This is a genomic window from Amycolatopsis sp. La24, from assembly GCF_029087445.1.
Lineage (GTDB): Bacteria > Actinomycetota > Actinomycetes > Mycobacteriales > Pseudonocardiaceae > Amycolatopsis > Amycolatopsis nivea.
The window spans coordinates 230,748-254,749 of record NZ_JARACH010000001.1; the positions used below are offsets into that span (position 1 = coordinate 230,748).

The 24,002-nt window shown below is 70.2% G+C and carries 22 protein-coding genes; 11 read left to right on the forward strand and 11 right to left on the reverse strand.

The window, feature by feature from the left end; translation table 11 throughout:
• Positions 1-7 precede the first annotated feature (7 nt).
• From metG to PUT80_RS01245, 6 genes are all read left to right on the forward strand, one after another.
• The gene (metG, locus tag PUT80_RS01220; protein WP_037811198.1) at positions 8-1,804 is read left to right on the forward strand and encodes a methionine--tRNA ligase; all 1,797 of its coding nucleotides are present in this window, start codon (positions 8-10) and stop codon (positions 1,802-1,804) included.
• Positions 1,805-2,379: 575 nt separating this feature from the next.
• Positions 2,380-3,702: a M20/M25/M40 family metallo-hydrolase gene (locus tag PUT80_RS01225; protein ID WP_275290791.1), complete on the forward strand. Its 1,323-nt coding sequence runs from the start codon at positions 2,380-2,382 to the stop codon at positions 3,700-3,702.
• On the forward strand, positions 3,702-4,595 hold the full coding sequence (locus PUT80_RS01230; RefSeq protein WP_275290792.1) for an alpha/beta hydrolase: 894 nt from the start codon (positions 3,702-3,704) through the stop codon (positions 4,593-4,595). The genes PUT80_RS01225 and PUT80_RS01230 overlap by 1 nt, the downstream gene beginning before the upstream one ends.
• A gap of 32 nt (positions 4,596-4,627) precedes the next feature.
• Positions 4,628-5,230 (forward strand): helix-turn-helix domain-containing protein, encoded by a 603-nt coding sequence (locus tag PUT80_RS01235; protein WP_134661518.1) that lies wholly within the window; start codon positions 4,628-4,630, stop codon positions 5,228-5,230.
• Positions 5,223-5,951: an SRPBCC family protein gene (locus PUT80_RS01240; RefSeq protein WP_275290793.1), complete on the forward strand. Its 729-nt coding sequence runs from the start codon at positions 5,223-5,225 to the stop codon at positions 5,949-5,951. Before PUT80_RS01235 ends, PUT80_RS01240 begins: the two co-directional genes overlap by 8 nt.
• A gap of 70 nt (positions 5,952-6,021) precedes the next feature.
• Entirely contained in the window at positions 6,022-6,384 is a 363-nt protein-coding gene (locus PUT80_RS01245; RefSeq protein ID WP_134732298.1) for a YciI family protein, read from the forward strand.
• A gap of 3 nt (positions 6,385-6,387) precedes the next feature.
• Here the strand turns inward: PUT80_RS01245 and PUT80_RS01250 are convergent, their stop codons facing one another.
• The 6 genes from PUT80_RS01250 to PUT80_RS01275 all read right to left on the reverse strand — a co-directional run bounded on the left by PUT80_RS01250 (position 6,388) and on the right by PUT80_RS01275 (position 10,913).
• The gene (locus PUT80_RS01250; RefSeq protein ID WP_275290794.1) at positions 6,388-6,798 is read right to left on the reverse strand and encodes a VOC family protein; all 411 of its coding nucleotides are present in this window, start codon (positions 6,796-6,798) and stop codon (positions 6,388-6,390) included.
• 10 nt (positions 6,799-6,808) lie between these two features.
• Positions 6,809-8,011: a DUF6596 domain-containing protein gene (locus PUT80_RS01255; RefSeq protein ID WP_275290795.1), complete on the reverse strand. Its 1,203-nt coding sequence runs from the start codon at positions 8,009-8,011 to the stop codon at positions 6,809-6,811.
• 6 nt (positions 8,012-8,017) lie between these two features.
• Positions 8,018-8,599 carry a dihydrofolate reductase family protein gene (locus tag PUT80_RS01260; RefSeq protein ID WP_238606017.1) on the reverse strand — a complete coding sequence of 194 codons (582 nt, stop codon included), beginning with the start codon at positions 8,597-8,599 and terminating at the stop codon, positions 8,018-8,020.
• A gap of 18 nt (positions 8,600-8,617) precedes the next feature.
• Positions 8,618-8,842 carry a DUF5703 family protein gene (locus PUT80_RS01265; protein ID WP_009078687.1) on the reverse strand — a complete coding sequence of 75 codons (225 nt, stop codon included), beginning with the start codon at positions 8,840-8,842 and terminating at the stop codon, positions 8,618-8,620.
• Entirely contained in the window at positions 8,839-9,852 is a 1,014-nt protein-coding gene (locus tag PUT80_RS01270; RefSeq protein WP_238606018.1) for a hypothetical protein, read from the reverse strand. Before PUT80_RS01270 ends, PUT80_RS01265 begins: the two co-directional genes overlap by 4 nt.
• A 98-nt stretch (positions 9,853-9,950) precedes the next feature.
• Positions 9,951-10,913: an aldo/keto reductase gene (locus PUT80_RS01275; protein ID WP_275290796.1), complete on the reverse strand. Its 963-nt coding sequence runs from the start codon at positions 10,911-10,913 to the stop codon at positions 9,951-9,953.
• A gap of 162 nt (positions 10,914-11,075) precedes the next feature.
• Between PUT80_RS01275 and PUT80_RS01280 the strand changes: the two genes are divergently transcribed.
• The 3 genes from PUT80_RS01280 (at position 11,076) to PUT80_RS01290 (ending at position 14,798) form a co-directional block, all read left to right on the forward strand.
• Entirely contained in the window at positions 11,076-11,918 is an 843-nt protein-coding gene (locus PUT80_RS01280; protein ID WP_009078682.1) for an undecaprenyl-diphosphate phosphatase, read from the forward strand.
• A 29-nt stretch (positions 11,919-11,947) separates the two neighbouring features.
• Positions 11,948-12,655, forward strand: coding sequence for a histidine phosphatase family protein (locus PUT80_RS01285; protein WP_037805922.1), 708 nt, complete (start codon positions 11,948-11,950; stop codon positions 12,653-12,655).
• A gap of 91 nt (positions 12,656-12,746) precedes the next feature.
• Positions 12,747-14,798, forward strand: coding sequence for a M3 family metallopeptidase (locus tag PUT80_RS01290; RefSeq protein WP_043833210.1), 2,052 nt, complete (start codon positions 12,747-12,749; stop codon positions 14,796-14,798).
• 72 nt (positions 14,799-14,870) lie between these two features.
• On the opposite strand, the gene PUT80_RS01295 is transcribed toward PUT80_RS01290, so the two are convergent.
• Positions 14,871-16,043: a serine/threonine-protein kinase gene (locus PUT80_RS01295; protein ID WP_051728493.1), complete on the reverse strand. Its 1,173-nt coding sequence runs from the start codon at positions 16,041-16,043 to the stop codon at positions 14,871-14,873.
• Positions 16,044-16,297: 254 nt separating this feature from the next.
• On the opposite strand from PUT80_RS01295, the gene PUT80_RS01300 reads away from it, so the two are divergent.
• Both PUT80_RS01300 and PUT80_RS01305 read left to right on the forward strand, forming a co-directional pair.
• Positions 16,298-17,548 carry an MFS transporter gene (locus tag PUT80_RS01300; protein WP_205673336.1) on the forward strand — a complete coding sequence of 417 codons (1,251 nt, stop codon included), beginning with the start codon at positions 16,298-16,300 and terminating at the stop codon, positions 17,546-17,548.
• 248 nt (positions 17,549-17,796) lie between these two features.
• Positions 17,797-19,515 carry a glycosyl hydrolase family 18 protein gene (locus PUT80_RS01305; RefSeq protein WP_275290797.1) on the forward strand — a complete coding sequence of 573 codons (1,719 nt, stop codon included), beginning with the start codon at positions 17,797-17,799 and terminating at the stop codon, positions 19,513-19,515.
• 82 nt (positions 19,516-19,597) lie between these two features.
• Here PUT80_RS01305 and PUT80_RS01310 read toward each other — a convergent pair whose 3' ends face one another.
• The 4 genes from PUT80_RS01310 to PUT80_RS01325 form a co-directional block, all read right to left on the reverse strand.
• Complete coding sequence (locus tag PUT80_RS01310; RefSeq protein ID WP_275290798.1) at positions 19,598-20,590, reverse strand: hypothetical protein; 993 nt, start codon at positions 20,588-20,590, stop codon at positions 19,598-19,600.
• A gap of 46 nt (positions 20,591-20,636) precedes the next feature.
• Positions 20,637-22,259, reverse strand: coding sequence for a beta-ketoacyl reductase (locus tag PUT80_RS01315; protein WP_275290799.1), 1,623 nt, complete (start codon positions 22,257-22,259; stop codon positions 20,637-20,639).
• A 243-nt stretch (positions 22,260-22,502) separates the two neighbouring features.
• On the reverse strand, positions 22,503-23,102 hold the full coding sequence (locus PUT80_RS01320; RefSeq protein ID WP_275290800.1) for an AAA family ATPase: 600 nt from the start codon (positions 23,100-23,102) through the stop codon (positions 22,503-22,505).
• A gap of 10 nt (positions 23,103-23,112) precedes the next feature.
• Positions 23,113-23,919 carry an MBL fold metallo-hydrolase gene (locus tag PUT80_RS01325; protein WP_275290801.1) on the reverse strand — a complete coding sequence of 269 codons (807 nt, stop codon included), beginning with the start codon at positions 23,917-23,919 and terminating at the stop codon, positions 23,113-23,115.
• Positions 23,920-24,002: the final 83 nt, after the last annotated feature.

Genomic DNA, 24,002 nt, shown 5'->3' on the forward strand with positions numbered 1-24,002 from the left:
AACAGGTATGAGCACCCCTGTGTTGACCGCGGTGGCCTGGCCCTACGCCAACGGCCCCCGCCACATCGGCCACGTGTCCGGATTCGGCGTCCCGTCCGACGTCTTCTCCCGCTACCAGCGAATGGCCGGCAACCGGGTGCTCATGGTGTCCGGGACCGACGAACACGGCACGCCGATCACCGTCCAGGCGGACAAAGAGGGGATGACCCCGCAGCAGACCGCGGACAAGTACACCCGCCAGATCGACGAGGACCTGCGCGGCCTCGGCCTCTCCTACGACCTGTTCACCCGCACCACCACCGGCAACCACGCCGCGGTCACGCAGGAGATCTTCCTCGCGCTCAACCGCAACGGCTACGTCGTCCCGAAGACCACCCGCGGCGCGATCAGCCCGTCCACCGGCCGCACGCTGCCCGACCGCTACATCGAGGGCACCTGCCCGATCTGCGGTTACGACGGCGCGCGCGGCGACCAGTGCGACAACTGCGGCAACCAGCTCGACGCCGCCGAGCTGATCAACCCGAAGTCGCGGATCAACGGCGAGACGCCGAAGTTCGTCGAGACCGAGCACTACTTCCTCGACCTGCCCGCGTTCACCCAGACCCTCGGCGACTGGCTGGGCACCAAGACCGACTGGCGCCCGAACGTCCTCAACTTCACCAAGAACCTGATCGACGACATGCGCCCGCGGCCGATCACCCGCGACCTCGACTGGGGCGTGAAGATCCCGCTGGACGGGTGGCGCGACCAGCCGCTCAAGCGGTTCTACGTGTGGTTCGACGCGGTCATCGGCTACTTCTCCGCCAGCGTCGAATGGGCGCGCCGCAATGGCACGCCGGACGCCTGGCAGGAGTGGTGGGCCAACCCCGACGCGCGCGCCTACTACTTCATGGGCAAGGACAACATCACCTTCCACGCCCAGATCTGGCCCGCGCTGCTGCTCGGCCAGAACGGCGACGGCGACCGCGGCGGCGAGCCCGGCAAGTACGGCAAGCTGCACCTGCCGGACGAGATCGTGTCCAGCGAGTTCCTGACCATGAGCGGGTCGAAGTTCTCGACCTCTCGGGGCACGGTCATCTACGTGCACGACTTCCTGCGCGAGTTCGGGCCGGACGCGCTGCGGTACTTCATCTCGGTGGCCGGGCCGGAGACTCAGGACACGGACTTCACGTGGGACGAGTTCGTGCGGCGGACCAACTTCGAGCTGGCCAACGAGTGGGGGAACCTCGTCAACCGGTCGATCTCGATGGCGCACAAGAACAATGGGGCTATTCCGGCTCCGACCGCGCCTGCGCCTGCGGATGAGGAGTTGAAGTCCTTGTCTCGGCAGGCGTTTGAGACGGCTGGCGGGCATCTTGCTCGGTCGCGGTTCAAGCTGGCTGCGGCTGAGGCGATGCGGGTGGTTACGGCGGCTAACCGGTATCTGTCGGATCAGGAGCCTTGGAAGCTCAAGGACGATCCGGATCGGCGGGATGCGGTGTTGCATACGGCGTTGCAGGTGGTTAGTGACGCTAATACGTTGCTGACGCCGTTCCTGCCGCACTCGGCGCAGAAGGTGCATGAGGCGCTGGGCGGGACTGGGGTTTGGGCTGCGCAGCCTGAGCTGCAGGAGGTTCCGGATCTTGATGTGCCGGATCGGGTTAATCCGATTTTGACCGGGGATTATGCCGGGGAGCAGGCTCGGTGGGAGTCGAAGCCGGTTGAGGTCGGGCGGCCGTTGGCGAAGCCGACGCCGTTGTTTACGAAGCTGGATCCGAAGTTGGGGGAGACTGGGCCTGAGTGGGCTCCGATTGTTACTGACTGACTGGGGGGGCTCGTCGCCTGGCGGCGACATTGCCGTGGTGGTTGCGTGGGGCACCCCGAAGCTTGATTGTGCTGACGGTTCGGGGGTGCTTGTCAAGGCGGGAAAGATGCCTTGACAAGCACCCCCGAACCGCAGGGAGGCTTCGTATCGGGGTGCGGGGGAGGGGCTGGGTGCCTCGATGGTTGGGTGCATCGGCTGCGGGGTGGGCTGGGTGCCTCGATCGTTGGGTGCGCTGGCTGCGGTGGTGCGTGTGGTGGGGCTAGCGCCCCAATGCCACATTGGGTGCGTCGGATGCACCCAATGTGGCGTTCGGTGCGTGGGATGCACCCAATGCCGCATTGGGGCGGCATCCCGGGCGGCTGCGGCCAGCGGATGGTCCGTGAAGGGCCCCTTGAGGGAATCCAGGTCCGTGAAGGGGCCCCTCACACCCGGTGGTGGGTCGTGAGGGGAACCCTGAGGGAGTCAGAGTCAATGAGGGTGGCCCTCACGTACTCCGTGGTGGGCGCCGCGCCCGGGGAGGGGGTCCAGTCGGCGGGACGGCGGCGTCTTCTCGTGGCGGATGATAGGAATGGCCGGTGACCCAACCGAACTTGATCGACGCCGCCGCGGACGAGGCTGTCACGCTTACCAGCGAGCTGATCCGCATCGACACCACCAATACCGGCGACCCCGAAACCCTCGTGGGCGAGCGGGTCGCGGCTGAGTACGTCGCGGAGAAGCTGACTGACGCCGGGTACGAGATCACCTACGTCGAGTCTGGCGGCAAGGACCGGCACAACGTCATCGTGCGGCTGCCGGGGGCCGACCCCAGCCGCGGGGCGTTGCTGATTCACGGGCACCTCGACGTCGTCCCCGCGGACCCGGCCGAGTGGTCGGTGCATCCGTTCTCCGGTGCGGTCCAGGACGGGTACGTGTGGGGGCGCGGCGCGGTCGACATGAAGGACATGGTCGGCATGACGCTGGCCCTCGCGCGGCACTACAAGATCAACAATATCGTGCCCCCTCGCGACCTCGTGTTCCTGTTCGTCGCGGACGAGGAGGCGGGCGGCAAGTACGGGGCGCAGTGGCTGGTGGAGAACCGGCCCGAGCTGTTCGAGGGCGTCACCGAGGCGATCAGCGAGGTCGGCGGGTTCTCGATCACGTTGAAGGACAACGTCCGCGCGTACGTGATCGAGACGGCCGAGAAGGGCATCCGCTGGATGAAGCTGCGCGTGCGCGGCACGGCGGGCCACGGGTCGATGATTCATCGCGACAACGCGGTCACCAAGCTGTCCGAAGCCGTCGCGAAGCTGGGGCAGCACCAGTTTCCGTTGGTGCTGACCGATTCCGTGCGCGAATTCCTCGCCGGGGTCACCGAGATCACCGGCTGGGACTTCCCCGAGGACGACATCGAGGGCGCGGTCGCCAAGCTCGGCAACATCTCCCGGATGATCGGCGCGACCCTGCGCGACACCGCGAACCCGACGATGCTCACCGCGGGCTACAAGTCGAACGTGATCCCTTCGGTGGCCGAGGCTGCGGTCGACTGCCGGATCCTGCCGGGGCGGCTCGAGGCGTTCGACCGGGAGCTGGACGAGCTGCTCGGGCCGGACATCGAGAAGGAGTGGATGGAGCTGCCGCCGGTCGAGACGACGTTCGACGGCGCGCTCGTCGACGCCATGACCGCTGCGGTGCTCGCCGAGGACCCGGGCGCGCGGACCCTGCCGTACATGCTCTCCGGCGGCACCGACGCGAAGTCCTTCCAGCAGCTCGGCATTCGCAACTTCGGCTTCGCGCCGCTGAAACTGCCCGCCGACCTGGACTTCTCCGGGCTCTTCCACGGCGTGGACGAACGCGTCCCGGTCGACGCGCTGAAGTTCGGCGTCCGCGTGCTGGACCGGTTCCTCCGCTCCTCCTGATGTCCGGGTTCCGGCTCGCCGACGGCACGCCCCTGCACCTCGTGCGCAGGGGCGATCCGGCGGCGGCCGTGACCGTCGTGCTGCTGCACGGCTACGCGCTCGACCAGCGCAGCTGGGGCCGGATCGCCCCGGTGCTGCCGGACGCGGTCGAACATCCGCTCGCGGTGGTCAGCTACGACCACCGCGGGCACGGCGAATCCGGCCGGGCCGCGCGCGGCACCGCGACGATGGGCCAGCTCGCCGACGACCTCGCCGAGGTGATCGAGCAAGCCGTCCCGCACGGACGCGTCGTGCTCGTCGGCCACGACATGGGCGGGCTCGCGGTCATGTCATTGACCCAGCGGCATCCGGAGCTGTTCGCCGAGCGTGCCGGCGGGCTGGTGCTGCTGTCGACGTCGTCCGGGCGGCTGGCCACCGAGGCGTCGGCCGCCTGGCCCAACGCGGTCGGCAAGCTCGCGCAGGACCTCGAAATGGTGCTCGGCGCGAAGCTGTACGGCGTGTTCCGCGAGCACACCAGCCGCGCGGTGAGCGCCGGGCTGCGCTGGTGGCTGTTCGGCGACGATCCCGACCCGGACCTGGTCGAGCTGACTGTGAAGATGATTCGCGGCAACTGGCCGCACACCGTCGCGCAGTTCCGGCCCGCGCTCGATGCCTACGCGCGCGAAGCCGCGTTGTCGCTGGCCGGCGACCTGCCGGTGACGGCGATCGTGGGGGAGCGGGACCGGATCGTCGCGCCCGCCGACGTCGAGCAGTTCGTGCGCGGGCTGGCCCAGGGCTATGCCGTGGTGCTGCCCGGCGTCGGGCACGTCGTGCCGCTGGAGGCCGCGGCGCAGGTGGTGCCGCGGATCGCCTCGGTGGTGCACGAGGTCTACCGACAACAAAACCTGTCTTGACAATCTGAGTATTCAGCCGCGACGATGGGCGCATGTTTCCCGTTGCGGTGATCGAGGACGCGGCCGCGGCCGAGGTGTCGCTGGACCCGGTCCGGGCCCGGCTGCTCGCCGAACTGGCGCAGCCCGCCTCGGCGACGATGCTGGCCGCCCGCGTCGACCTGCCGAGGCAGAAGGTCAACTACCACCTGCGCGCACTGGAAAAGCACGGCCTCGTGGAGCTGGTCGAGGAACGGCGCAAGGGCAACGTCACGGAACGGATGATGCGGGCGACCGCGGCGTCGTACGTGATCTCGCCGTCCGCGCTCGCGGCCGTGCAGCCCGATCCGGCGCAGTCGCCGGACCGGCTCTCCGCGCGCTGGCTGCTGGCGGTCGCCGGACGGCTGGTGCGCGACGTCGGGATCCTGATCACCGGTGCGGCGAAAGCGAAGAAACGCGTCGCCACCTTCGCGCTCGACGGCGAGGTCCGGTTCGCTTCGGCGGCCGACCGGGCGGCGTTCGCGGAAGAGCTGGCGACGGCGGTGACCACGCTGGTCGGGAAGTACCACGACGAGAAAGCCGAGAACGGCCGAGCGCACCGGGTGGTCCTGGCGGTGCACCCGAGCGTGCCGATGGGGGAGGAAACCGAGCATGGGTAAGGAATTCCGGGAGATCGACGTCGCCGAGGTCCCGGCCGAACCGGAACAGGTCTGGGCGGCGATCGCGACCGGGCCGGGCATCGACTCGTGGTTCATGGGCCGCAACGAGGTCGAAGGCGGGGTCGGCGGCGCGGTGCGCGGGGCGTTCGCGGCCTACGAACCGACGCACGCGATCACCGCCTGGGATCCGCCGAACCGGCTGGCCTACGGCGGCGAACCGGATCCGGACGGACGGCGGATCGCTTACGAATTCCTCGTCGAGGGCCGCGAGGGCGGCAGTTCGGTGATCCGTTGTGTCACCAGCGGCTTCCTGCCCGGCGACGACTGGGCGGACGAGTTCGAGGCCATGCAGGCGGGCGGCGCGCTGTTCTTCCGCAACCTGGTGGAGTTCGTGCAGCACTTCCCGGGCCGGACGGCGAAACCGGTCACCGCCTTCGGGACGACGGCCGTCGCGGACTGGCCTGCATTGTGGGCTGCGCTGGCGAAGGAAGTGGGCGTCGGACAGCTGACTGTCGGGGCAAAGGTCCGGCTGGTCGGTTCGGAAGGCGTGGTGTACGCGGTGAACGACCAGACCGTCGGGATTCGTACCGCAGAGGGCCTTTTCTGCTTCATGCAAGGCTTCCGCGGACCACTGGTGGCGACGCACCACATCGTCGCGCCGGACGTCGACGTGGCGGCGGAGGAAGCCAAGTGGACGGAGTGGATGGCCGCGCTCGGCTGAGCCGTGTCGAAAACCGGGGCGGCCCGTTCGTCATCCGGTCGAGAGCGTTTTCCGGCCAGGAGGAGAAACCGTGCAGTACGCGATGCTGATCTGCGGCGACGACCGCGAATGGGCCGCCTTGTCCCCGGCCGACGAGGACGACCAGATGAAGCAGATCTACGCGTGGTTCGAGCGCTGGCAGCCGTCCGGCAAGGTCGGGAACGGCGTCGAACTGCAGCCGCGGGAGACGGCGAGGACGATCCGGGCCGGGGCGAACGGGAAACCGGTGGTCACCGACGGGCCGTACGTGGAGCTGAAGGAGATCGTCGGTTCGGTGATCTTGCTGGAGTGTGCCGACATCGACGAGGCGGTCGAGGTCGCGGCGAGCTGGCCGCTGGGACCGGGCGTGAGCGCGGTGGAGGTCCGGCCGGTGATGAGCCGAGAAGAAGAGTGAGCCTCACTCGCCCGCGTAGCTGCTGAAGGTCCAGACCTGGCCTTCGGGATCGGCGCACGAGTACTCGCGCACCCCGGCCGGGGAATCGTGCACCGGGTTGAGGATTCGCGCGCCGGCGGCCTCGGCCCGGGCCTGGTGGTCGTCGAGCGTGCTGTCTGGCACCCAGACGCACAACGCGTGGCTGGTGCCGCCCAGCGCGAGCGGGCTGTGCATGCCGTACTGGCCGCCCTCGTGGTCCCGGCTGAGGAAGATCAGGCTCGCGCCCGCGCGGACCTGGGCGTGCTCGACGCCGTTCCCTGCCTCGACCACGAAATGCGACTCGAATCCGAAGGCCTCGGCGAGAAATTCGATCGCGGCTTTCGGATCGGCGTAGGTGAGGTTGGGGTACACGGTCTGCAGCGGAGTGTCGACCATGTGCGTCAGACTAGCCTGCTAAATCGGCTACGCGTCGCGCCATCAGCTCGCGCTCGGCCGGGTTCGAGGCCAGTTCCAGTGCCCGCTTCGCCGACGTCAGCGCCTCGTCCGTCCGGTCGAGCGCGGCGAGCAGATCGGCCCGGGCTGCGTGCCACAGGTGGTAGCTGGACAGCTGGTCTTCGAGCGCGTCGACCTCGCCGAGCGCCGGAGCCGGGCCGATGGCGTATCGCGTGGCGACCGCCCGGTTCAGCAGGACGACGGGCGACGGGTCCAGTGCGTAAAGCCGGTCGTACATCGCGCGGACGCCCACCCAGTCGGTCTCCGCGAAACTCCTTGCGACAGCGTGCATCGCGGCGATGCCAGCCCGGGTTTGATAAGGCCCGGGCTGGCCAAGCCGCACCGCCTCGCGCAACCGCAGCACCGCACGCTGAATCGTCGGCCCGTCCCACAACCGGCGATCCTGCTGCTCCAGTACCACAATCCGCCCCTGTGCGTCGAACCGCGCCGCGACGCGCGCGTGCTGCAACTCCAGCAACGCGGCCAGCCCGGCGACCTCCGGTTCCCGAGGCAGCGAGTCGGCGAGCTGCCGGGCGAGTTCGACGCCCTCGCGCGCCAATTCCTGCCGCTGCGCCGAATCTCCGCTGGAGAGATAGCCCTCGTTGAACACCAAATAGACCACCGCGAGGACAGCGGGCAGCCGGTCGGCGTACTCGTGCGGCTGCGGCGGTTCGAATCCGATGCCGCGTTCCCGCAACAGCCGTTTGGCCCGCGAAAGCCGTTGCGCCATCGTCGGCACCGGCACTAGGAACGCGGCGGCGATCTCGGCGGTGGTCAGCCCGCCCGCAGCGTACAGCGTCAGCGCGACCTGTGCCGGTTCCGGCAGATCCGGGTGGCAGCAAGCGAAAATCATCGCCAGCCGGTCGTCGCTGCCCGGTTCCGGAGGCGGTTCCGCCGCTGCCCGGACGGCCTTCTCCTGGCCGACCACGTCCCGGCGGAGCCGGTCGATCGCCTTGCGCCACCCGGTAGTCACGAGCCATCCGGTGGGACTGGACGGCACCCCTTCGCCGGGCCAGCGTTTGAGCGCCTCGGCGATCGCTTCCGACAGCGCTTCCTCAGCGCGATCGAAGTCGCCGAGCCGACGGCTGAGCGCACCCAGCATGCTGGCGGCGTCGGAACGCCAGATGCGCTCGGTCAGCTCGGCGACGTCGTTCACGAGGGTTCAGGCGCGGACGTACCGCAGCAGGGCGACGCCGCTCTCGAAGGTCCGGCTGTCCGCCATCCGGTAGCTGTCCACGGAGAACCCGGCGTCGAACAGCGGCGCGCCGGAGCCGATGACCACCGGGTACAGCTTCAGGTGCAACTCGTCCACTTCGTCGCGCAGCGCTCCGGCCAGCGCGCCTCCGCCGACGAGCCAGATGTCCTTGCCGTCTTCCTTCTTCAGCTCGCGGATCTTCTCCGCCGGGTCGGTGTTGACCACCTGCACAGCTGGGCCGGGTGCCTCGGTCATCGTGCGGGAGAAGACGTAGTGCCGCAGGTGCGTGTACGCGTCCGGAACGCCGAGGTCGACGCCCATCTGGTAGGAAACCCGGCCTTCGACCACCGTGTCGAAATGCCGGTGCGGGACGTCCTCGATGCCGAGCACGGACCGGAGGTGCGTCGGCACCATTTCCGGATACTCGCGCAGCAGCGGCTCGGCGTGGTCGCCCTCGAACTGGAATACCGAGCCGGTCGGGTCCTCCCGGGTCGGAGCCGCGATGAAGCCGTCGAGGGTGGACGCGACCAGATAGACCAACTTGCGCATAACGGACAGTCAAGCAGGTCAGGTCGCGAGCCCCGTCGAGTGGTCGGCCGCCGTGCGCTTGCGCCGCAACCAGATGCGGCGCGTCCCGTCGGCGTACAGCCGGACCGTGCGCAGTTCCCAGCCCGCGAACTCCGCGTGGATGGAGAGCTGGATCATCGCCGCGCGCCGGGACACCGCCGGGGGGAGGCGCAGGCGGCGATACTCCCAATCCCCTTCGACCACCGCCTCGTCGACTGTCGTCATGGCTGGATCACCTGGGTCCCTTCTCCGGCGGCCGAGCCGACGAACACGCGGCCGCTCTGGTCGTCGACGCCCACCGTGTCCGGCTGGCGCACGGTCGGGAATCGGTACTTCTCGACAGGCTCTCCGCCGCGGACGTCGTAGCCGACGACCTCGTTGCGGGCGGTCAGGGTGACCCACGCCAGGCTGCGCTTCGCGTCGTAGGCGAGGCCGTACGCGCCACCGGGCACCGGGTAGCGCTGGCGGAGGATCAGCGGGTTGGTCGAGAACGCGAGCAGCGCGCCCGCGCGGGCGTCGGTGACCAGGACGCGGCCGTAGGAGTCGGCGACCGCGTTGGCGGCGCCGTCGCCCGCGCGCAGGCCCTCGTCCATGGTTCCGGCCTGCACGTCCACGCTGAACACGGCAGTGCGCAGCCGGTCGAGGACGACGACGCCGTTGCCGGTGTTGACCACGTCGTCGGCGCTGTAGAGCTGACCGGTGATGGTCTTCGCGACCGAGCCGTTCGCCAGCACCTCGACGGCCTTGCGGTCGCGGACCGCGACGAGTGTGTCCGGCCCGTCGGCGACCCCGGCGGCCGGCTGCCCGGCGACCTTCTCGGCGGTCATCTGCCCGCTCGGCAGCGCGACGCGGGCGAGCACGCCCTTGCCCGGGATTCCGGCGAGCGCCTGGCCCCCGGACACGCTGAGCGATTCCGCCGGACCGGGCAGCGCGACGGTCTTCTTCGGCGCGCCGAGCGAGGCGAGATCGTAAATCCGCAGCTCAGCGGGCTGTTTGAGGGCGACGACGAGGGTGTGGCTCTGCTGGTCGGCCGCGATCGCCGACACCACCGGCATCGGCAGCACCTGCCCGGCGGGCGGCACCGCGCGAGCGGGGGAGGCGGCGGGTTTCGCGGCCGTCGGATTGGCCACGACCTGCAGGTTGTCCTTCGGCTGCTCCGAGGACGAGCAGGCGGACAGCGCGAGCGCACCGGCCAGCGGGATCGCGATCCGCGACGCGGCGGTGAGCCGACGCACCTTGAAACCTCCACCAAAGCTCCGGCGAACGGGTCCCTCCAGCATCCTCCAGGAACGCCGACGCGTCACGCCCGTGTCACCGACCCGACACCTGCGGCTCACCGGGTGCCTCGTTCCGGATAGCCGAATTCGATGTCGCTGACGTCGTCGAGCGCGCTTCGGATGGCAGGCGGGAGCGTGAGCTCTTCGGCGGCGAGCGACCCGGTGAGCTGGCCGGTGTCGCGCGCGCCGACGACCGGTGCGGCCACTCCGGGCCGGTCCCGGACCCAGGCCAGCGCCACCGCGAGCGGCGACGTGCCGAGCCCTTCGGCGGCGGTCACGACTGCCTGCACGATCCGCGCGGCACGTTCGGTGCGGTGGTGCTCGACGTATCCGGCGTACTCGGCGGACGCGCCGCGCGAGTCGGCGGGCGTGCCGGTGCGGTACTTCCCGGTGAGGACGCCGCGGCCGAGCGGAGCCCACGGAAGGACGCCGATCCCGTGGTGCGTCGCGGCCGGGACGACTTCGCGTTCGATGCCGCGTTCCAGCAGCGAGTACTCGAACTGCCCGGACACGAGCGGCACCGCGGCGAGCGAGGCGGCGGTGGCGAGCTGCCAGCCCGCATAGTTGGAGACGCCGACGTAGCGGACCTTGCCGCTCGTCACCGCGTAATCGAGCGCGGAGAGCGTTTCCTCGATCGGCACGCCGGAATCCCACGCGTGCAGCTGCCACAGGTCGATGTGGTCGGTGCGCAGCCGTTGCAGCGACCCTTCGAGCGCGGACAGCAGCGCACCGCGCGAAGCGCCGCCGCCGAACGGGCCGTCGGTGCGGCGGGCGACAGTCTTGGTGGCCAGCACGACGTCCTCGCGCGGCACCAGGTCCGACAGCAGTTCGCCGAGCATCCGCTCGGCCTCGCCGCCGGCGTAGAGGTCGGCGGTGTCCACGAGCGTGCCGCCCGCGTCCACGAACGCGACCAGCTGGCTGGCCGCCTCGTCCGGATCGGTGTCGCCGCCCCACGTCATGGTGCCGAGGGCCATCCGCGATATCCGCAGTCCCGACCGGCCGAGCTGTCGCTTTTCCACGACCGCCGAGCCTAGTGGGCGCGCCCGCCGCGACCCGGGCAAGGTGACCCCCGTGTCGGACCGGCGCCCTCGGGGTGGTCCTCAGGAACCACCCGATAGGTTCCCGACCGTGCGAATCGGACTGCGCCCCGTGCGGGCGGGCGAACCGGCGGGAGCGGCCTGATGGGATGGTTCGAGGCCCTGGTCCTGGGGCTGGTGCAGGGGCTCACCGAGTTCCTGCCGATCTCCTCGAGCGCGCACGTGCGGATCGTCGCCGCGCTGGCGGGCTGGGGCGATCCGGGCGCGGCGTTCACCGCGGTCACCCAGATCGGGACCGAGCTGGCAGTGATCCTCTACTTCGGGCCGAAGATCGGCCGGATCCTGCGCGCCTGGTTCTTCTCGCTTTACCGCCCGGACTGGCGGCGCGACCCGGACGCGCGGCTGGGCTGGCTGATCATCGTCGGCTCGCTGCCGATCGTCGTGCTCGGCCTGCTGCTGCAGGACGAGATCGACCGGGCGTTCCGCGACCTGCGGATCACCGCGACGACGCTCATCGTGTTCGGCCTGATCCTGCTGTTCGCCGACCGGACCGCGAAACAGCAGCGGACGCTGGACCACCTGAACGTGCCGCACGGCCTGGCGTACGGCTTCGCGCAGGCGCTCGCGCTGATCCCGGGCGTCTCGCGCTCGGGCGGCACGACGAGCGCCGGCCTGCTGATGGGCTACACCCGCTCGGAAGCCGCGGAGTACTCGTTCCTGCTCGCGGTGCCCGCGGTGTTCGGCTCGGGGCTGTACAAGCTGACCGACATCGGCAAGAACGGCGAGAACGCGCAGTGGGGGCCGACGATCCTGGCCACGCTGGTCGCCTTCGGCGTCGGCTACCTGGTGATCGCGTGGCTGATGGCCTACATCAAGAAGCGCAGCTTCGTGCCCTTCGTGATCTACCGCGTCGTGCTCGGCGTGGTGCTGTTCGGGCTGGTCTTCGGCGGCGTGCTGGACCCGAACGCGGGACCCGCGGGCGGCTGAACCGGCGGATCACCGGTTAGGGTGGCGTCGTGAGTACGGTCATCTTGCTGCGGCACGGGAAGTCCACGGCCAACGGCTCGGGCGTCCTCGCCGGGCGCACGCCGAAGGTCGGGCTGGACGACACCGGCCGGGCACAGGCCGACGCCCTCGTCGAGCGTTTCGCCGGGGTGCCGGTCGCCGAGCTGGTCGTGTCGCCGATGCTGCGCTGCAAGCAGACCGTCGCGCCGCTGGCCGCCGCGCAGGGCCTGACGAAGGTCGTGGAGCCGCGGCTGTCCGAAGTGGACTACGGCGAGTGGACCGGCCGGGAACTCAAGAACCTCGTCAAGGAACCGTTGTGGCGCGTGGTGCAGGCGCACCCGTCGGCGGCGGTCTTCCCGGGCGGGGAAGGGCTCGCCGAGATGCAGGCGCGCGCGGTGGCCGCGATCCGCGCGCACGACGCCCGGATCACCGCCGAGCACGGCGACCACGCGGTGTGGGTGGTGTGCAGCCACGGCGACGTGATCAAGTCGATCCTGGCCGACGCGCTCGGCCAGCACCTCGACGCGTTCCAGCGGATCGTCGTGGACCCGGCCGCGGTGTCGGTCGTGCGCTACACCGAAACGCGGCCGTTCGTGCTCCGGGTGAACGAGCACGGCGGCGACCTGGCCGGGATCGTGCCGCCGCCGCCGAAGAAGAAGCGCGGCCGCGGCAAGAAGGCTTCGAGCGACGCCGTCGTGGGCGGAAGCACGGGCCGCTGACGATCGACAGTCCTTCCGTCGGATGCCGGACCCCGTAGGGTGGGCGGCACCACGTGGAGAACCCTGTGGAGAACCAGGAGCGCAAACCCGAATGATTTCCCCGGACAACCCGTTCGCCGTCCCCAGCGACCTGCCCTACGAGCTGCCGCCGTTCGACCGGATCGCCGACGAGCACTACCGGCCCGCCTTCGAAGCCGGCCTCGCCGAGCACGCCGCCGACGTGGAGCGGATCGCCGACGACCCGGCCGAGCCGACCTTCGAAAACACGATCGCGGCGCTGGAGCGGGCCGGTGCGCTGCTGACCCGGGTGTCCGGCACGTTCTTCAACATCTCGAGCTCGAACGCGACCGAAGAGGTCCAGGAGATCCAGGCCGAGCTGGCTCCGAAGCTGGCCGCGCACGAGGACGCGATCCACCTGAACCCGCGGCTGTTCGCCCGCATCGACGCGCTGTACCAGAAGCGTGCGGAGCTGGGCTTGAACGCGGAGGAGCTGCGGCTGCTGGAGCGCCGGTACACCGACTTCAGCCGTGCGGGCGCCGGGCTGCCCGAGGAGGACCAGGCGAAGCTGCGCGCGCTGAACGAGCAGCTTTCGACGCTGCAGACCCGTTTTTCGCAGAACCTGCTGCGGGACACCAATGATCTCGCGGTCGTGCTCGACGACGCCGCGGAGTTGGCCGGGCTCGGCGAAAGCGCGATCGCGGCGGCGGCGCAGACGGCAGCCGAACGCGGTCTCGAGGGCAAGTACGTCCTGACCCTGACGCTGCCCACCGCGCAGGCGGCCGTGGCGTCGCTGGAAAACCGCGCGGTGCGCGAGCGCGTCTTCACCGCTTCGGTGTCGCGGGGCAACCGCGGCAACGAGTACGACAACAACGCCATCGTCGAGGAGATCACCCGGCTGCGGGCCGAGCGGGCGGCGCTGCTGGGCTACCCGAACCACGCGGCGTACGTGATCGCGGACGAGACGGCCAAGACTGTCGAGGCGGCAGGCGGGCTGCTGGAGCGGCTCGCGCCGGTGGCAGTCGCGAACGCGCGCACCGAAGCCGCGGAACTGCAGAAGCTGCTGGAAGCGGACGTGCCGGGCGCGACGCTGCAGCCGTGGGACTGGGCGTTCTACGCGTCGAAGGTGGAGCGCGAGCGGTTCCAGCTGGACACCGCGGCGCTGCGGCCGTACTTCGAGCTGGACCGGGTGCTGCACGACGGCGTGTTCGTGGCCGCGAACCGGTTGTACGGCTTGACTTTCACCGAGCGGAACGACCTGCCGAAGTACCACCCGCAGGTGCGGATCTTCGAGGTCTTCGACGCCGACGGCAGCGGGCTCGGCCTGTTCCTGATGGACTACTACACCCGCGACTCCAAGCGCGGCGGCGCGTGGATGAACAACTTCGTGGACCAGTCGCGGCTGCTCGGGCGGCGCACGGTCGTGGTCAACGTGCTGAACGTGACCAAGCCGCGCGAGGGGGAGCCGACCCTGCTCTCGCTCGACGAGGTGCGCACCGCGTTCCACGAGTTCGGGCACGCGCTGCACTCGCTGCTGTCCGGCGTCGAGTTCCCGACGTTCACCGGCACCAACGTGCCGCGCGACTTCGTCGAGTACCCGTCGCAGGTCAACGAGATGTGGATGCTGTGGCCGGAAATCCTGGCCAACTACGCCAAGCACCACGAGACGGGGGAGCCGCTGCCCGCCGGGCAGGTCGAGCTGCTGGAGGCCGCGCAGCAGTACGGCGAAGGCTTCCGCACGACCGAGTACCTCGCCGCGGCGCTGCTCGACCTGGCGTGGCACAAGCTCGGCCCGGACGACCGGGTGGAGGACGTGCAGCGGTTCGAGGCCGCGGCGCTCGAAAAGGCGGGCGTGGCACTGGAAAGCGTCCCGCCGCGCTACCGGACGACGTACTTCAACCACGTCTTCTCGGGCGGCTACAGCGCCGGGTACTACTCCTACATCTGGAGCGAGGTGCTCGACGCGGACACCGTCGAGTGGTTCACCGAGAACGGCGGCCTCAAGCGGGAGAACGGCGACCACTTCCGGTCGACCCTGCTGGGCCTCGGCGGCAGCGTCGACCCGATGGAGGCCTTCGCGACCTTCCGCGGCCGCGCACCGGAGATCGAGCCGCTGCTGAAGCGCCGGGGGCTCGCGGGCGCGTAAGCTGGGTGTATAACGACCTATACGGCGGGGCTGGGGAGACCGGCCCCGCCGTTGGCGTTTTAGGGGAGAGGTTCAGCCGACGGCGATGTTCGGCAACCACAGCGCGAGCAGCACGGCGAACGTGACGGCACCCGCGCCGATGGCGATCGGCCAGGAGTGCCGGATCGGCCAGGTGCGCGGGCCGACTCCCACGAGGAACGCGATTCCCCCGGCGATCAGTGCCGGGGGAAAGACGGCATCTGCCCGGGTGTCGGCGTGCGTCGCGCCGCTCAGGGTGATCATCGTGACCAGGACGGCCATCGCCACGCCAAAAGCGGACGCGACGGTCCCGGCGATGATTCGCGGCCGGTTCGTCGGCTGCCCCGGCGGCCCAGGTGCCGGATCGACCGGCTGCTGAACGGTCTCCGCCCGGGTTTCGCGCCGCGGCGAGACCGCTTCCGCCGCCAGTTCCCGGGCTTCGGCGAAGGACGGGCGGCGGGCGGGGTCTTTCTCCAGCAGGCGGGTGATCAGCTCGGCCAGCGGACCCGCGCGCCGGGGCGGCGGGGGCTGGTGGAACAGGATCGCGGCCATCGTCGCCTTGGCGGTGTCCCGGGCGAACGGGGAGACGCCCTCGACGGCGTGGTACAGCGTCGCACCCAGGGAGAACAGGTCGCTGACGGCACCGTTGCCGCGGTCTTCGAGCCGTTCCGGGGCGGTGTATTCGACCGAGCCGACGAACATCCCGGTGGAGGTCAGCTGGGTGTCGGCGTCGTGGGCGGCGATCCCGAAATCGGTGAGCAGCACCTCGCCGCGTTCGGTCAGCAGCACGTTGGCGGGCTTGACGTCGCGGTGCGCGATGTCCGCGTCGTGGGCGGCGGCGAGCGCCTCGATCAGCGCCGCCGCGACGGGGGCCGCTTGTGCGGGGGAGAGCGACCCGGCGGCGATACGGTCGGCCAGCGACTGGCCCTCGACCAGGCGCATCACGATCCACGGCACCCCGTCCTCGGCCACGACGTCGTGGACGGCCACGATGTGCGGGTGGTCGCGGAGCCGGGCGGCGTGCCGGGCCTCGCGCTCGGCCCGCTTGAGGCGGCCGGCCCGCTCCGCCTCGCTCGACGACGGCGGCAGCCGCAGCTCCTTCACCGCGACGGCCACGCCGAGGGTTTCGTCCCTGGCCCGCCACACCCGGCCGAAACCGCCGGACCCGAGTTCGCTGATCAGGCGGTAACGGCCGCCGATCACCGCGTCCGGTCGTCCCTCGGCCATGCCCACCGTCCTTCTCCTCGCGCCGTTCGCGGCCACGCCAGCGTAGAGAAGGCAGGCGCGTTCCGGGGGCGAACGGCCGTTTCTTCGCGGCCGAGCGCGCTGACCTGCGCCAAAGCGGAACCCTGCTCCTCGCGCAACCAGCTCTTCGTCGGATCGGCGCAATCCGAGAGCCGACTGTCAGTGGATCCGACGAAGCCGCGGAGGGGGTGCATGACCACACAATGCGGCGTCGCCGAATCAAGGAGGATCCGACGGTGAGCATTCCGAGTTCCGCGCCGGTCGTGCGGCGGACCGAACGGACCACGTTGGCGCTGCTGGTCGGCGTCTTCATCATCGACTACATCGACCGCGTCATGATCGCGGTCGCGCTGCCGCTGATCGGCGCGGAGTTCGGGCTGTCCAAGACCACGCAGGGGCTGGTCGTGTCCGCGTTCGCGATCGCCTACCTGGTCGGGCAGATGCCGGGCGGGCTGCTCGCGGACCGCGTGGGTGCGCGGCCGTTGCTGGTGATCTCGCTGGTGGCCTGGTCGGTGTTCACCGCCGCCACCGGGTTCGCGCCCGGGCTGGTCGTGCTGCTGGTGCTGCGCGCGGCGTTCGGGTTCGCGCAGGCGTTGTTCCCCGGGGCGGCGTTCAAGGCGCTGGCCGAGCGCACGACGCAGGAAGGCCGCAGCCGCGGCGCGGGACTGCTGCTGGCGTCCAACTCGGTCGGGGCCGGGCTCGGGCCGCTGCTGGTCGCGCCGCTCGTGGTCGCCGCGGGCTGGCGGCACACGTTCTGGATCGTCGCGGTGGCCGGGCTGATCGTCGGCCTGGCGCTGTGGCGGCTGCTGCCTCCGCCGCTGCCGCGCGAGCTGACCGAACCCGAGGCGCGCGTCGCCCCGGTGAAGGTGCCGGTGTCGCAGGTGCTGCGGAACCGGCTGGTGATCCGGTGCGCGGCGATGTTCGCCTGCTTCAACATGCTCGCCTACGGGATGATCACCTGGGTCCCGTCGTACCTGGTCGAGACCAAGGGGCTGTCGCTGGTCGCGGCGGGGATCTCGGCGGCGATCCCGCAGTTGGTGAGCGCGGCGGCGGTGCTGATCGGCGGCTGGCTGATGAGCCGGTACTTCGACCGCCGGCCGCGCTGGCTCGTGGTGCCCGCGCTCGTCGCCGCGGCCGGGGTGCTCGTCGCGATGCTGCTGTCGGATTCGGCGACCGGGTTCACCGTGCTGCAGACCGTCGCGATGTTCATCAGCGGCCTCGCCTCGATCGGCATCGTCGGGCTGCCGCTGCGGGTGCTGCCGCGCGACCTGGTCGGCGCGGGGATGGGCCTGGTCAACACCGGCGGCCAGCTCGCCGGCGTGCTCGCACCGCTCGTGATGGGCTGGCTCGCGGACCGGTTCGGGTTCGCCGCCGCGTTCGGCTTCCTGGCGGTGTCGACGCTGGCCGCGGCGGCGATTTCGCTGACCACCCGCTCGACCAAGCTCTCGCTCGGCGCGCCGGTCCCGGCGAAGGAGCAGGTGGGCTGAGGCGGGTCTCGTGGATGCTCATGCCGGTGAGAACCGGCATGAGCACTCACGAGCGCCGGGGCTGCGGGCACACCGGACCACTGACCTCGGGTGGCGCCCGACGATCCGACCCGGCCGTTCGGCCGCATTAGTGGTCTAGACCTTGACGGGTGACTGGTCCAGTCCAATTCTGAGAAGGTTCCGGCCGTGCGCCGCCGCCGCACGGCCCCTTTTTCGGCACTGGAGCCCGCATGCGACGAAGAAGTCACTTGTCACGATTGTCCGCTGTCCTGGCCGCCGCGGCGGCTCCGCTCGGAGTGCTGGTCGCCACCGCGGCGCCCGCGCACGCCGCGACCCCGTTGCCGAACCACGTGTTCGCGCCCTACTTCGAATCCTGGAACGGCCAGAGCCCGGCCGCGATGGCCCAGGAAGCGGGCGTCAAGCACCTGACGATGGCGTTCCTGCAGACCGCGTCCTCGGGTTCGTGCACCGTCCTCTGGAACGGCGACGCCAGCATGCCGGTGTCGGACTCGACGTTCGGGGCGGACTTCCGCACCATCCGCTCGCGCGGCGGGGACGTGATCCCGTCGTTCGGCGGATACACCGCGGACCACAACGCCACCGAGATCGCCGACAGCTGCACGAACGTCGACCAGATCGCGGCCGCGTACGAATCGCTGATCACCACCTACGACGTGCCGCGCCTGGACATGGACATCGAGGACAACTCGCTGACCAACTCCGCGGGCATCGACCGCCGGAACAAGGCGATCAAGAAGGTCCAGGACTGGGCCGCGGCCAACGGGCGCCAGCTCCAGATCTCCTACACGCTGCCGACCACCACGAGCGGTCTCACCAGCGCGCTGGACGTGCTGCGGAACGCGGTGTCCAACGGGGCCAAGGTCGACGTGGTCAACCTGATGACCTTCGACTACTACGACAACGCCACGCACAACATGGCCCAGGACACCCAAACGGCGGCGGCCGGGCTGGTCTCGCAGCTCGCGTCGCTGTATCCGGGCAAGACGCAGGAACAGCTGTGGGGGATGGTCGGCATCACCGAGATGCCGGGCATCGACGACTTCGGCGCCGCGGAAACGTTCACCACAGCCGACGCGGTCACCGTCTACAACTGGGCGGTGTCCAAGGGCATCAACATGCTGTCGTTCTGGGCGCTGCAGCGCGACAACGGCACCTGTCCCGGCACCGGCGCACAGGACACCTGCTCCGGCATCCCGCAGGACAAGTGGTACTTCAGCCACACGTTCGCCCCGTTCACCGGCGGAACTCCGTTGCCGGGCAACGACTTCTCGGTGACCGCGAGCCCGGCCTCGGCTTCGGTCGACCCGGGCGGTTCGGCCGCCGGCAAGGTGGCCACCGCGGTGACTTCCGGTACGGCGCAACAGGTTTCGCTTTCAGTGAGCGGCGCGCCCGGCGGCGTGACCGCGTCGGTCAGCCCGACGACGGTCAAGGCGGGGGAGAGCGCGAACCTGTCGATCACCACGACCGCCGCGACTCAGCCGGGCGTCTACCCGCTGACGATCACCGGCTCGGTCGCGGGCGGCGGCAGCCACACCGCGACATACACGTTGACGGTCAACGGAACCAGCCCGACCGGCAGCGTCGTCAACGGCAACTTCGAAACAGGAGCGCTCAGCCCGTGGAGCGGCGGGACGATCGTGTCCTCGCCGGTGCACTCCGGCAGCCACGCACTGCAGGTGTCGCCGACGGCGTCGACCACCGGGGAAGCGACGCAGAACCTGACGCTCGCGCCGAACCACGCGTACACCCTGACCGCGTGGGTCCAGGGCGGCTACGCCTACGCCGGCGTCCGCGGGGGAGCGACGGCCAGCTCGTGGACCGCCAACTCCAGCTGGACCAAGCTGACCATCCCGTTCACGACCGGCGCGTCCGGCGCGGTGACCTTGTACGTCCACGGCTGGTACGGCCAGAGCGCGATCTACGCGGACGACATCTCCGTCGCCTGATTAGTGTATAACGACCTATACATCCGGGCGCTGAGCAAGAAAATCTGCCCAGCGCCCGGCTTGCGTTTCAGGGAAAAACCGCTCAGGAGAGGGCCGAGATCAATCCGCGGTACAGCCAGTACATCGGCTTCGGCGTGTAGTCGTCGGTGAGGACGCCGAAGTTGTCGAACGGGCTGGGGGAGCCGGTGACGTCGTCGCGCAGGGCGAACATCTCGTAGCTGGCGACGTTTTCCGTGACCCGATCCTGGTTGATCGCCAGGATTTCCGTGGTCAGCGCGCGGGCCTGGTCGACTGGCGTGCGCTGGGCGGTGTGGGTCGCCCAGCCGTTCTCCGACACGCGGATCGGCACGTCGCGGCCGAGGCCCGCGATGGGCATCTCCTGGGTGCGGACATTGTGCAGGGTCTGGTGGACGAACCCGGCCAGGTCGGGCACCGGCGGGATGCCCGGCAGCCCGGCGTCCGGGTAGAGGTCGACGCCGACGAAGCCGACCGAGCGGCTGAACTCCGCTCCGCCCAGCTGGGCGAGGTGCTGCCAGAACTGGGTGAACGGCTGGGTGTAGGCGACCTCGTCGAACCCGATCTGCAGCCGGGCGAACCCATCCCGGTCGGCTGCCTTCTTGCCGGTGATGACGCCTTGGACGAGCGCGGTGTCGCCGTTCGGCTGGGGCACCACGTTCTGCTCGAGGGTGACCGAGATGGTGTCGGCGACCGGACCGTAGCGGTGCACTGTCTTGTCCACGCAGGCCTGCCATTCCGGCATGCTCTCGCCGGAGTAGCTGAGCACGACGTCGAGGCGGCGGCCCGGGGCGAGGTACTGCATTTCGTCGTCGGGGAAGGCGCTGCCGCAGCCGAGGTAATCGCGGAGCAGGAACGGCCGGTGCCCGGATTGCAGCTGTGCCAACGCTTTCCGTACCTCGGCCGGATTGTCGGGTTTGCCCGTGGTGGACCCGCCGCCCGCGTAACCGCCCGGGTAGATGCCGAAGGTGAGCGGCATCGGCGCGGCGTCGGCGACGGCCGGGACGAGCATGGCGAGTCCGCCGGTGAGAGCGGCGGCTGCGAGCCGGAGTTTCTTCATGGCACTGAGTATTGGGCTTCTCCGCGCGCGGACCCGATGACGGATGTCATCTTCCGGCCGGGACACTCGTCAGCAGTGTGGGGAAAGGGTCCAGGGGCGGGCGGATTTGTTCGGCGGGTGACGCGCCGGGGCCGAGCAGGACCGGTTCGTCGCTGCCGAGTGCGGCGTCGAAGACAGCGGGATCCCATCTGCCCCACGCGATCGACACCGCGGGCAGCCTGTGCGCGCGCCGGTGGGTGGCGAGGGCGTCGAGGAACCGGTTAGCGGCGGCGTAGCTCGCGCCGGATTCGCCGAAGGTTCCGGCTAGGGACGAGAAGAGCACGAACGCCGACAGCGGCAGGTGTTTGGTCGCTTCGTGGAGGACCCAGGCGGAATCGGCTTTGGCGCGCAGGACCGGGTCGGGGCATTCGGGGGTTCGCACGGCCGCGAAGGGGTCGTCGAAGACCGCGGCGCAGTGGATGACGGCGGTCAGCGGCGGATTGCAGGACGCGATGAGGCTTTCGACCTGACCCGGGTCGGCGGCGTCGATGGCGGCGATGCGGACGTCCGCGTCGAGATCGGTCGGGCGGCGTTCGGCGGCGGGGCCGCTGCGGCTCGCCAGGACGAGGCGCCGGACGCCGTGCTCGGCGACGAGGTGCTCGGCCAGCAAGGTGCCGATCCGGCCGGTGCCGCCGGTGACGAGGACGGTGCCGGACGGGTCGATCGGCCGGGCGGCGGAAGGCGTGGCGGGTGTGACCCGGAAGACGTGCGGGACGCCGTCGCGGATGGCGAGCCGGGGTTCGGTGCTGCCGCCGACGAGGTCGAGGATCTGGGCGGCGGGGGTCGGCCGGTCGACGTCGACGGCGGTGACCTTGACGGCGTTGAGGAGGCCCCAGGCGGCGGCGCTCACGAGATCGGGATCCGGTCCGGTGGCGTTGGTCGTGACGACGAGCCGATCCTCGCGGGGGCGCAGGGCGTCCAGCGTGAGGGAGTGGATGTCGTTGCTCGCGGGGATTTCGAGGATTTCCGCTTCGCCGGGCCGCGCTGGGACGGGGACCCAGCGGGGGCGATACAGCAGGGTTTCGGCGGGCAGGTCTACTCGTCGCGCGCCGCTCCCGGCGAAGACCTCGGTCCAGGCGACGGGGATGCCCGCGGTGTGCAGCCGGGCGAGTTCGGCGAACAACTCGCGGACGGAGGGTGGCGTGAGGTCCAGGACAAGGCTGGTGTCGTCCCAGGGCCTTCGGGTTATGCGGGCGACGGCTTCCGGGCGGAGACCCCAGGAGTCCAGCAGACAGCACAGTGCGGCCTGGAAAGCGAAGAGCCAGTCCTGGTAGTCGCCCAACATCGTGTCGAAGGTGTCGGCGAAGAGCGGAAATCGTTGCGAGAACTCGGTTTCTCGGCCCGGGGCGAGTTTGCTGTCGCGGGAGACGAACGTCAGCCGGGGACGCTCCAGCACGGGTTCGCCGGGCGTTTCGCCGCTGGCGACTGCCTCGAGAGCGGTGCGGTCGCCGGCTGGAATGTGGACGCGGAGCGCGCGCGGGGACCGGGTCGCGAGGGAGTAGGCGAGGTCGAGGTCGGACGCCGTGCTGTCGAGGAGGCCCGCGGCGAGGGCGCGCAAGGCAACGCCGTCGCTCGCGCTGAGCAGCCAGGGCGGCGTGGGGAAGTCCGTGCGGGCAACGGGTTCGGGCATGGGAGTCTCTTCCGGAAGGACCTGCGCGGATCGGGGAGTGCGGAAACCGGGCCGTTGACGGGCGCTCGCTGCGGACTGGTCTGTCGCTCGTCGTCGAGAATCAGGAATGCGCCGGAATCAGCTGCGATTTCCGCGGCGGCGATGCGCGCGGCGACACCGGGTCCGGTGCGCGCGGTCCGCCCGGAAAACGGCGGCCGAACCGCGTCGGCTCTGTGTCCTGGCACTCCTCGACATATACCGCGCTCAGGCCGGGCTGGGCGGCAGGCTTCCCGTTTGGTCCCCGTTCCGTGCACTCGGTACCTCCGCCGCTGCTCGGCGGGCAACGATTTCCGCGACCCTCGCGCACGTTTCGTCCGGGTCGAGGTGTTCGGTGTCCAGCACTGTGCACTGTGGACGGAGCGGAAGATACTCCGCGACGTGGTCGTGGATGCGGTCGAGCGCGCCCGGACCGCCCAGTTCGGCCATCGCGTCGGCGGCCGCGTGCTCGCCGCGCGCGGCGAACCGGGCCTTCGCCTGCGGCCGGGGCGCGGCGAGCACGATCTCGACGTACTCGCCGCCGGCCGCGCGGGCCGCCTCCTCGAACCGCTCGGCCTGCTCGACGCGGGCCACCAGCTGTGGCATGACGACGTCGTGCCCGGCCCGCAGATGCGTTTCCGCCATGGCGAGCGCGAGCCGGCGCGCGGCCGGAAGCGTGTCCCGCAACGCGGTCCGCCAGCCGCCGATCATCATGACCACTTGGTCGGCGTCGAGATCGAGCACTCCCGGGTGGAGATCGGCGTAGCGCCGCGCGACGGTGGATTTCCCGATGCCGGACGGGCCGTTGAGGTGGATCAGCCGGGCCATCCACCCGACCTTAGCGGTCGAGCGGCTGCCAGCGGCCGTCGCGGACGTGCCCGAAGACGACGTCGGCGAAGTGGTTCCCGAAGCCGATCGTGCCCGGTTCGGCCAGTTCCGCGACGAGCTTCCGGCGGTGGCTCGCGGCCTCGACCGGATCGTGGTCGTAGACGCAGGACCAGTCCGGGTTTTCGATCTGGATCGGCGAATGGACGGCGTCGCCGAAAGCGATCAGCCGTTGGCCGCCGTCGGTGATGACGTACTCGGCGTGTCCCGGGGTGTGCCCGGCGGCGAAGCGCACCTGGACGCCGGGAAACACTTCCTGTCCGTCCGAGATCGTCCGGACCTGCGGTGCCATCGCGTCGCTCTCGCGCTGTGCCCACTCTGGTTCCGTAACCAGATACTCGGCGTGCGCGAACGCGGGTCGCAGCGCCCAGCCGATGTGGTCGGAGTGCAAGTGCGTGAGCGCCACTGCCTCGATGTCTTCCGGTTTGCGCCCGAGCGCGGCCAGGTTGTCGAGCAGGGCGCCGCCGTACAGCACGCCGTTCGGCGCGCCTGGCTCGGCAGGAACCGTCTGCGGACCGAACCCGGCGTCGATCAGCAGCGCCCGGCCATCGCGTTCCACCAGCAGTCCGCCGATGCTCGCGACGAGGTAGCCGTCGTCGTCCAGGTACTCCGGATGCGCGGACCAGGTCTCGGCGGTGCTGTCGGGCAGCCATAGCCGCGGGTTCCCTTGCACCGCCCCGTCCGGCACGTAGGACACCTTCGTCTCGCCCAAGTGGATCGTGCGGCTCTGCGCGGGCCTGCGCAGTCGGTCGTCGAGCACGGTCTTGTTCCCTTCCCTCGGTCTACTCCGACCATAAGCATCAAGCTAGAAACATTCAAGCTCTAATTATTCTGACTTGATGG

Excerpts from the sequence above, each read along its gene's own strand:
- PUT80_RS01290 (WP_043833210.1), top strand. The coding sequence starts at position 12,747 with ATGATTTCCCCGGACAACCCGTTCGCCGTCCCCAGCGACCTGCCCTAC.
- PUT80_RS01265 (WP_009078687.1), bottom strand. The coding sequence starts at position 8,842 with ATGACGACAGTCGACGAGGCGGTGGTCGAAGGGGATTGGGAGTATCGC.
- PUT80_RS01230 (WP_275290792.1), top strand. The coding sequence starts at position 3,702 with ATGTCCGGGTTCCGGCTCGCCGACGGCACGCCCCTGCACCTCGTGCGC.
- PUT80_RS01235 (WP_134661518.1), top strand. The coding sequence starts at position 4,628 with ATGTTTCCCGTTGCGGTGATCGAGGACGCGGCCGCGGCCGAGGTGTCG.
- PUT80_RS01240 (WP_275290793.1), top strand. The coding sequence starts at position 5,223 with ATGGGTAAGGAATTCCGGGAGATCGACGTCGCCGAGGTCCCGGCCGAA.
- PUT80_RS01280 (WP_009078682.1), top strand. The coding sequence starts at position 11,076 with ATGGGATGGTTCGAGGCCCTGGTCCTGGGGCTGGTGCAGGGGCTCACC.
- PUT80_RS01310 (WP_275290798.1), bottom strand. The coding sequence starts at position 20,590 with ATGAAGAAACTCCGGCTCGCAGCCGCCGCTCTCACCGGCGGACTCGCC.
- PUT80_RS01320 (WP_275290800.1), bottom strand. The coding sequence starts at position 23,102 with ATGGCCCGGCTGATCCACCTCAACGGCCCGTCCGGCATCGGGAAATCC.
- PUT80_RS01295 (WP_051728493.1), bottom strand. The coding sequence starts at position 16,043 with ATGGCCGAGGGACGACCGGACGCGGTGATCGGCGGCCGTTACCGCCTG.
- PUT80_RS01315 (WP_275290799.1), bottom strand. The coding sequence starts at position 22,259 with ATGCCCGAACCCGTTGCCCGCACGGACTTCCCCACGCCGCCCTGGCTG.
- PUT80_RS01260 (WP_238606017.1), bottom strand. The coding sequence starts at position 8,599 with ATGCGCAAGTTGGTCTATCTGGTCGCGTCCACCCTCGACGGCTTCATC.
- metG (WP_037811198.1), top strand. The coding sequence starts at position 8 with ATGAGCACCCCTGTGTTGACCGCGGTGGCCTGGCCCTACGCCAACGGC.
- PUT80_RS01250 (WP_275290794.1), bottom strand. The coding sequence starts at position 6,798 with ATGGTCGACACTCCGCTGCAGACCGTGTACCCCAACCTCACCTACGCC.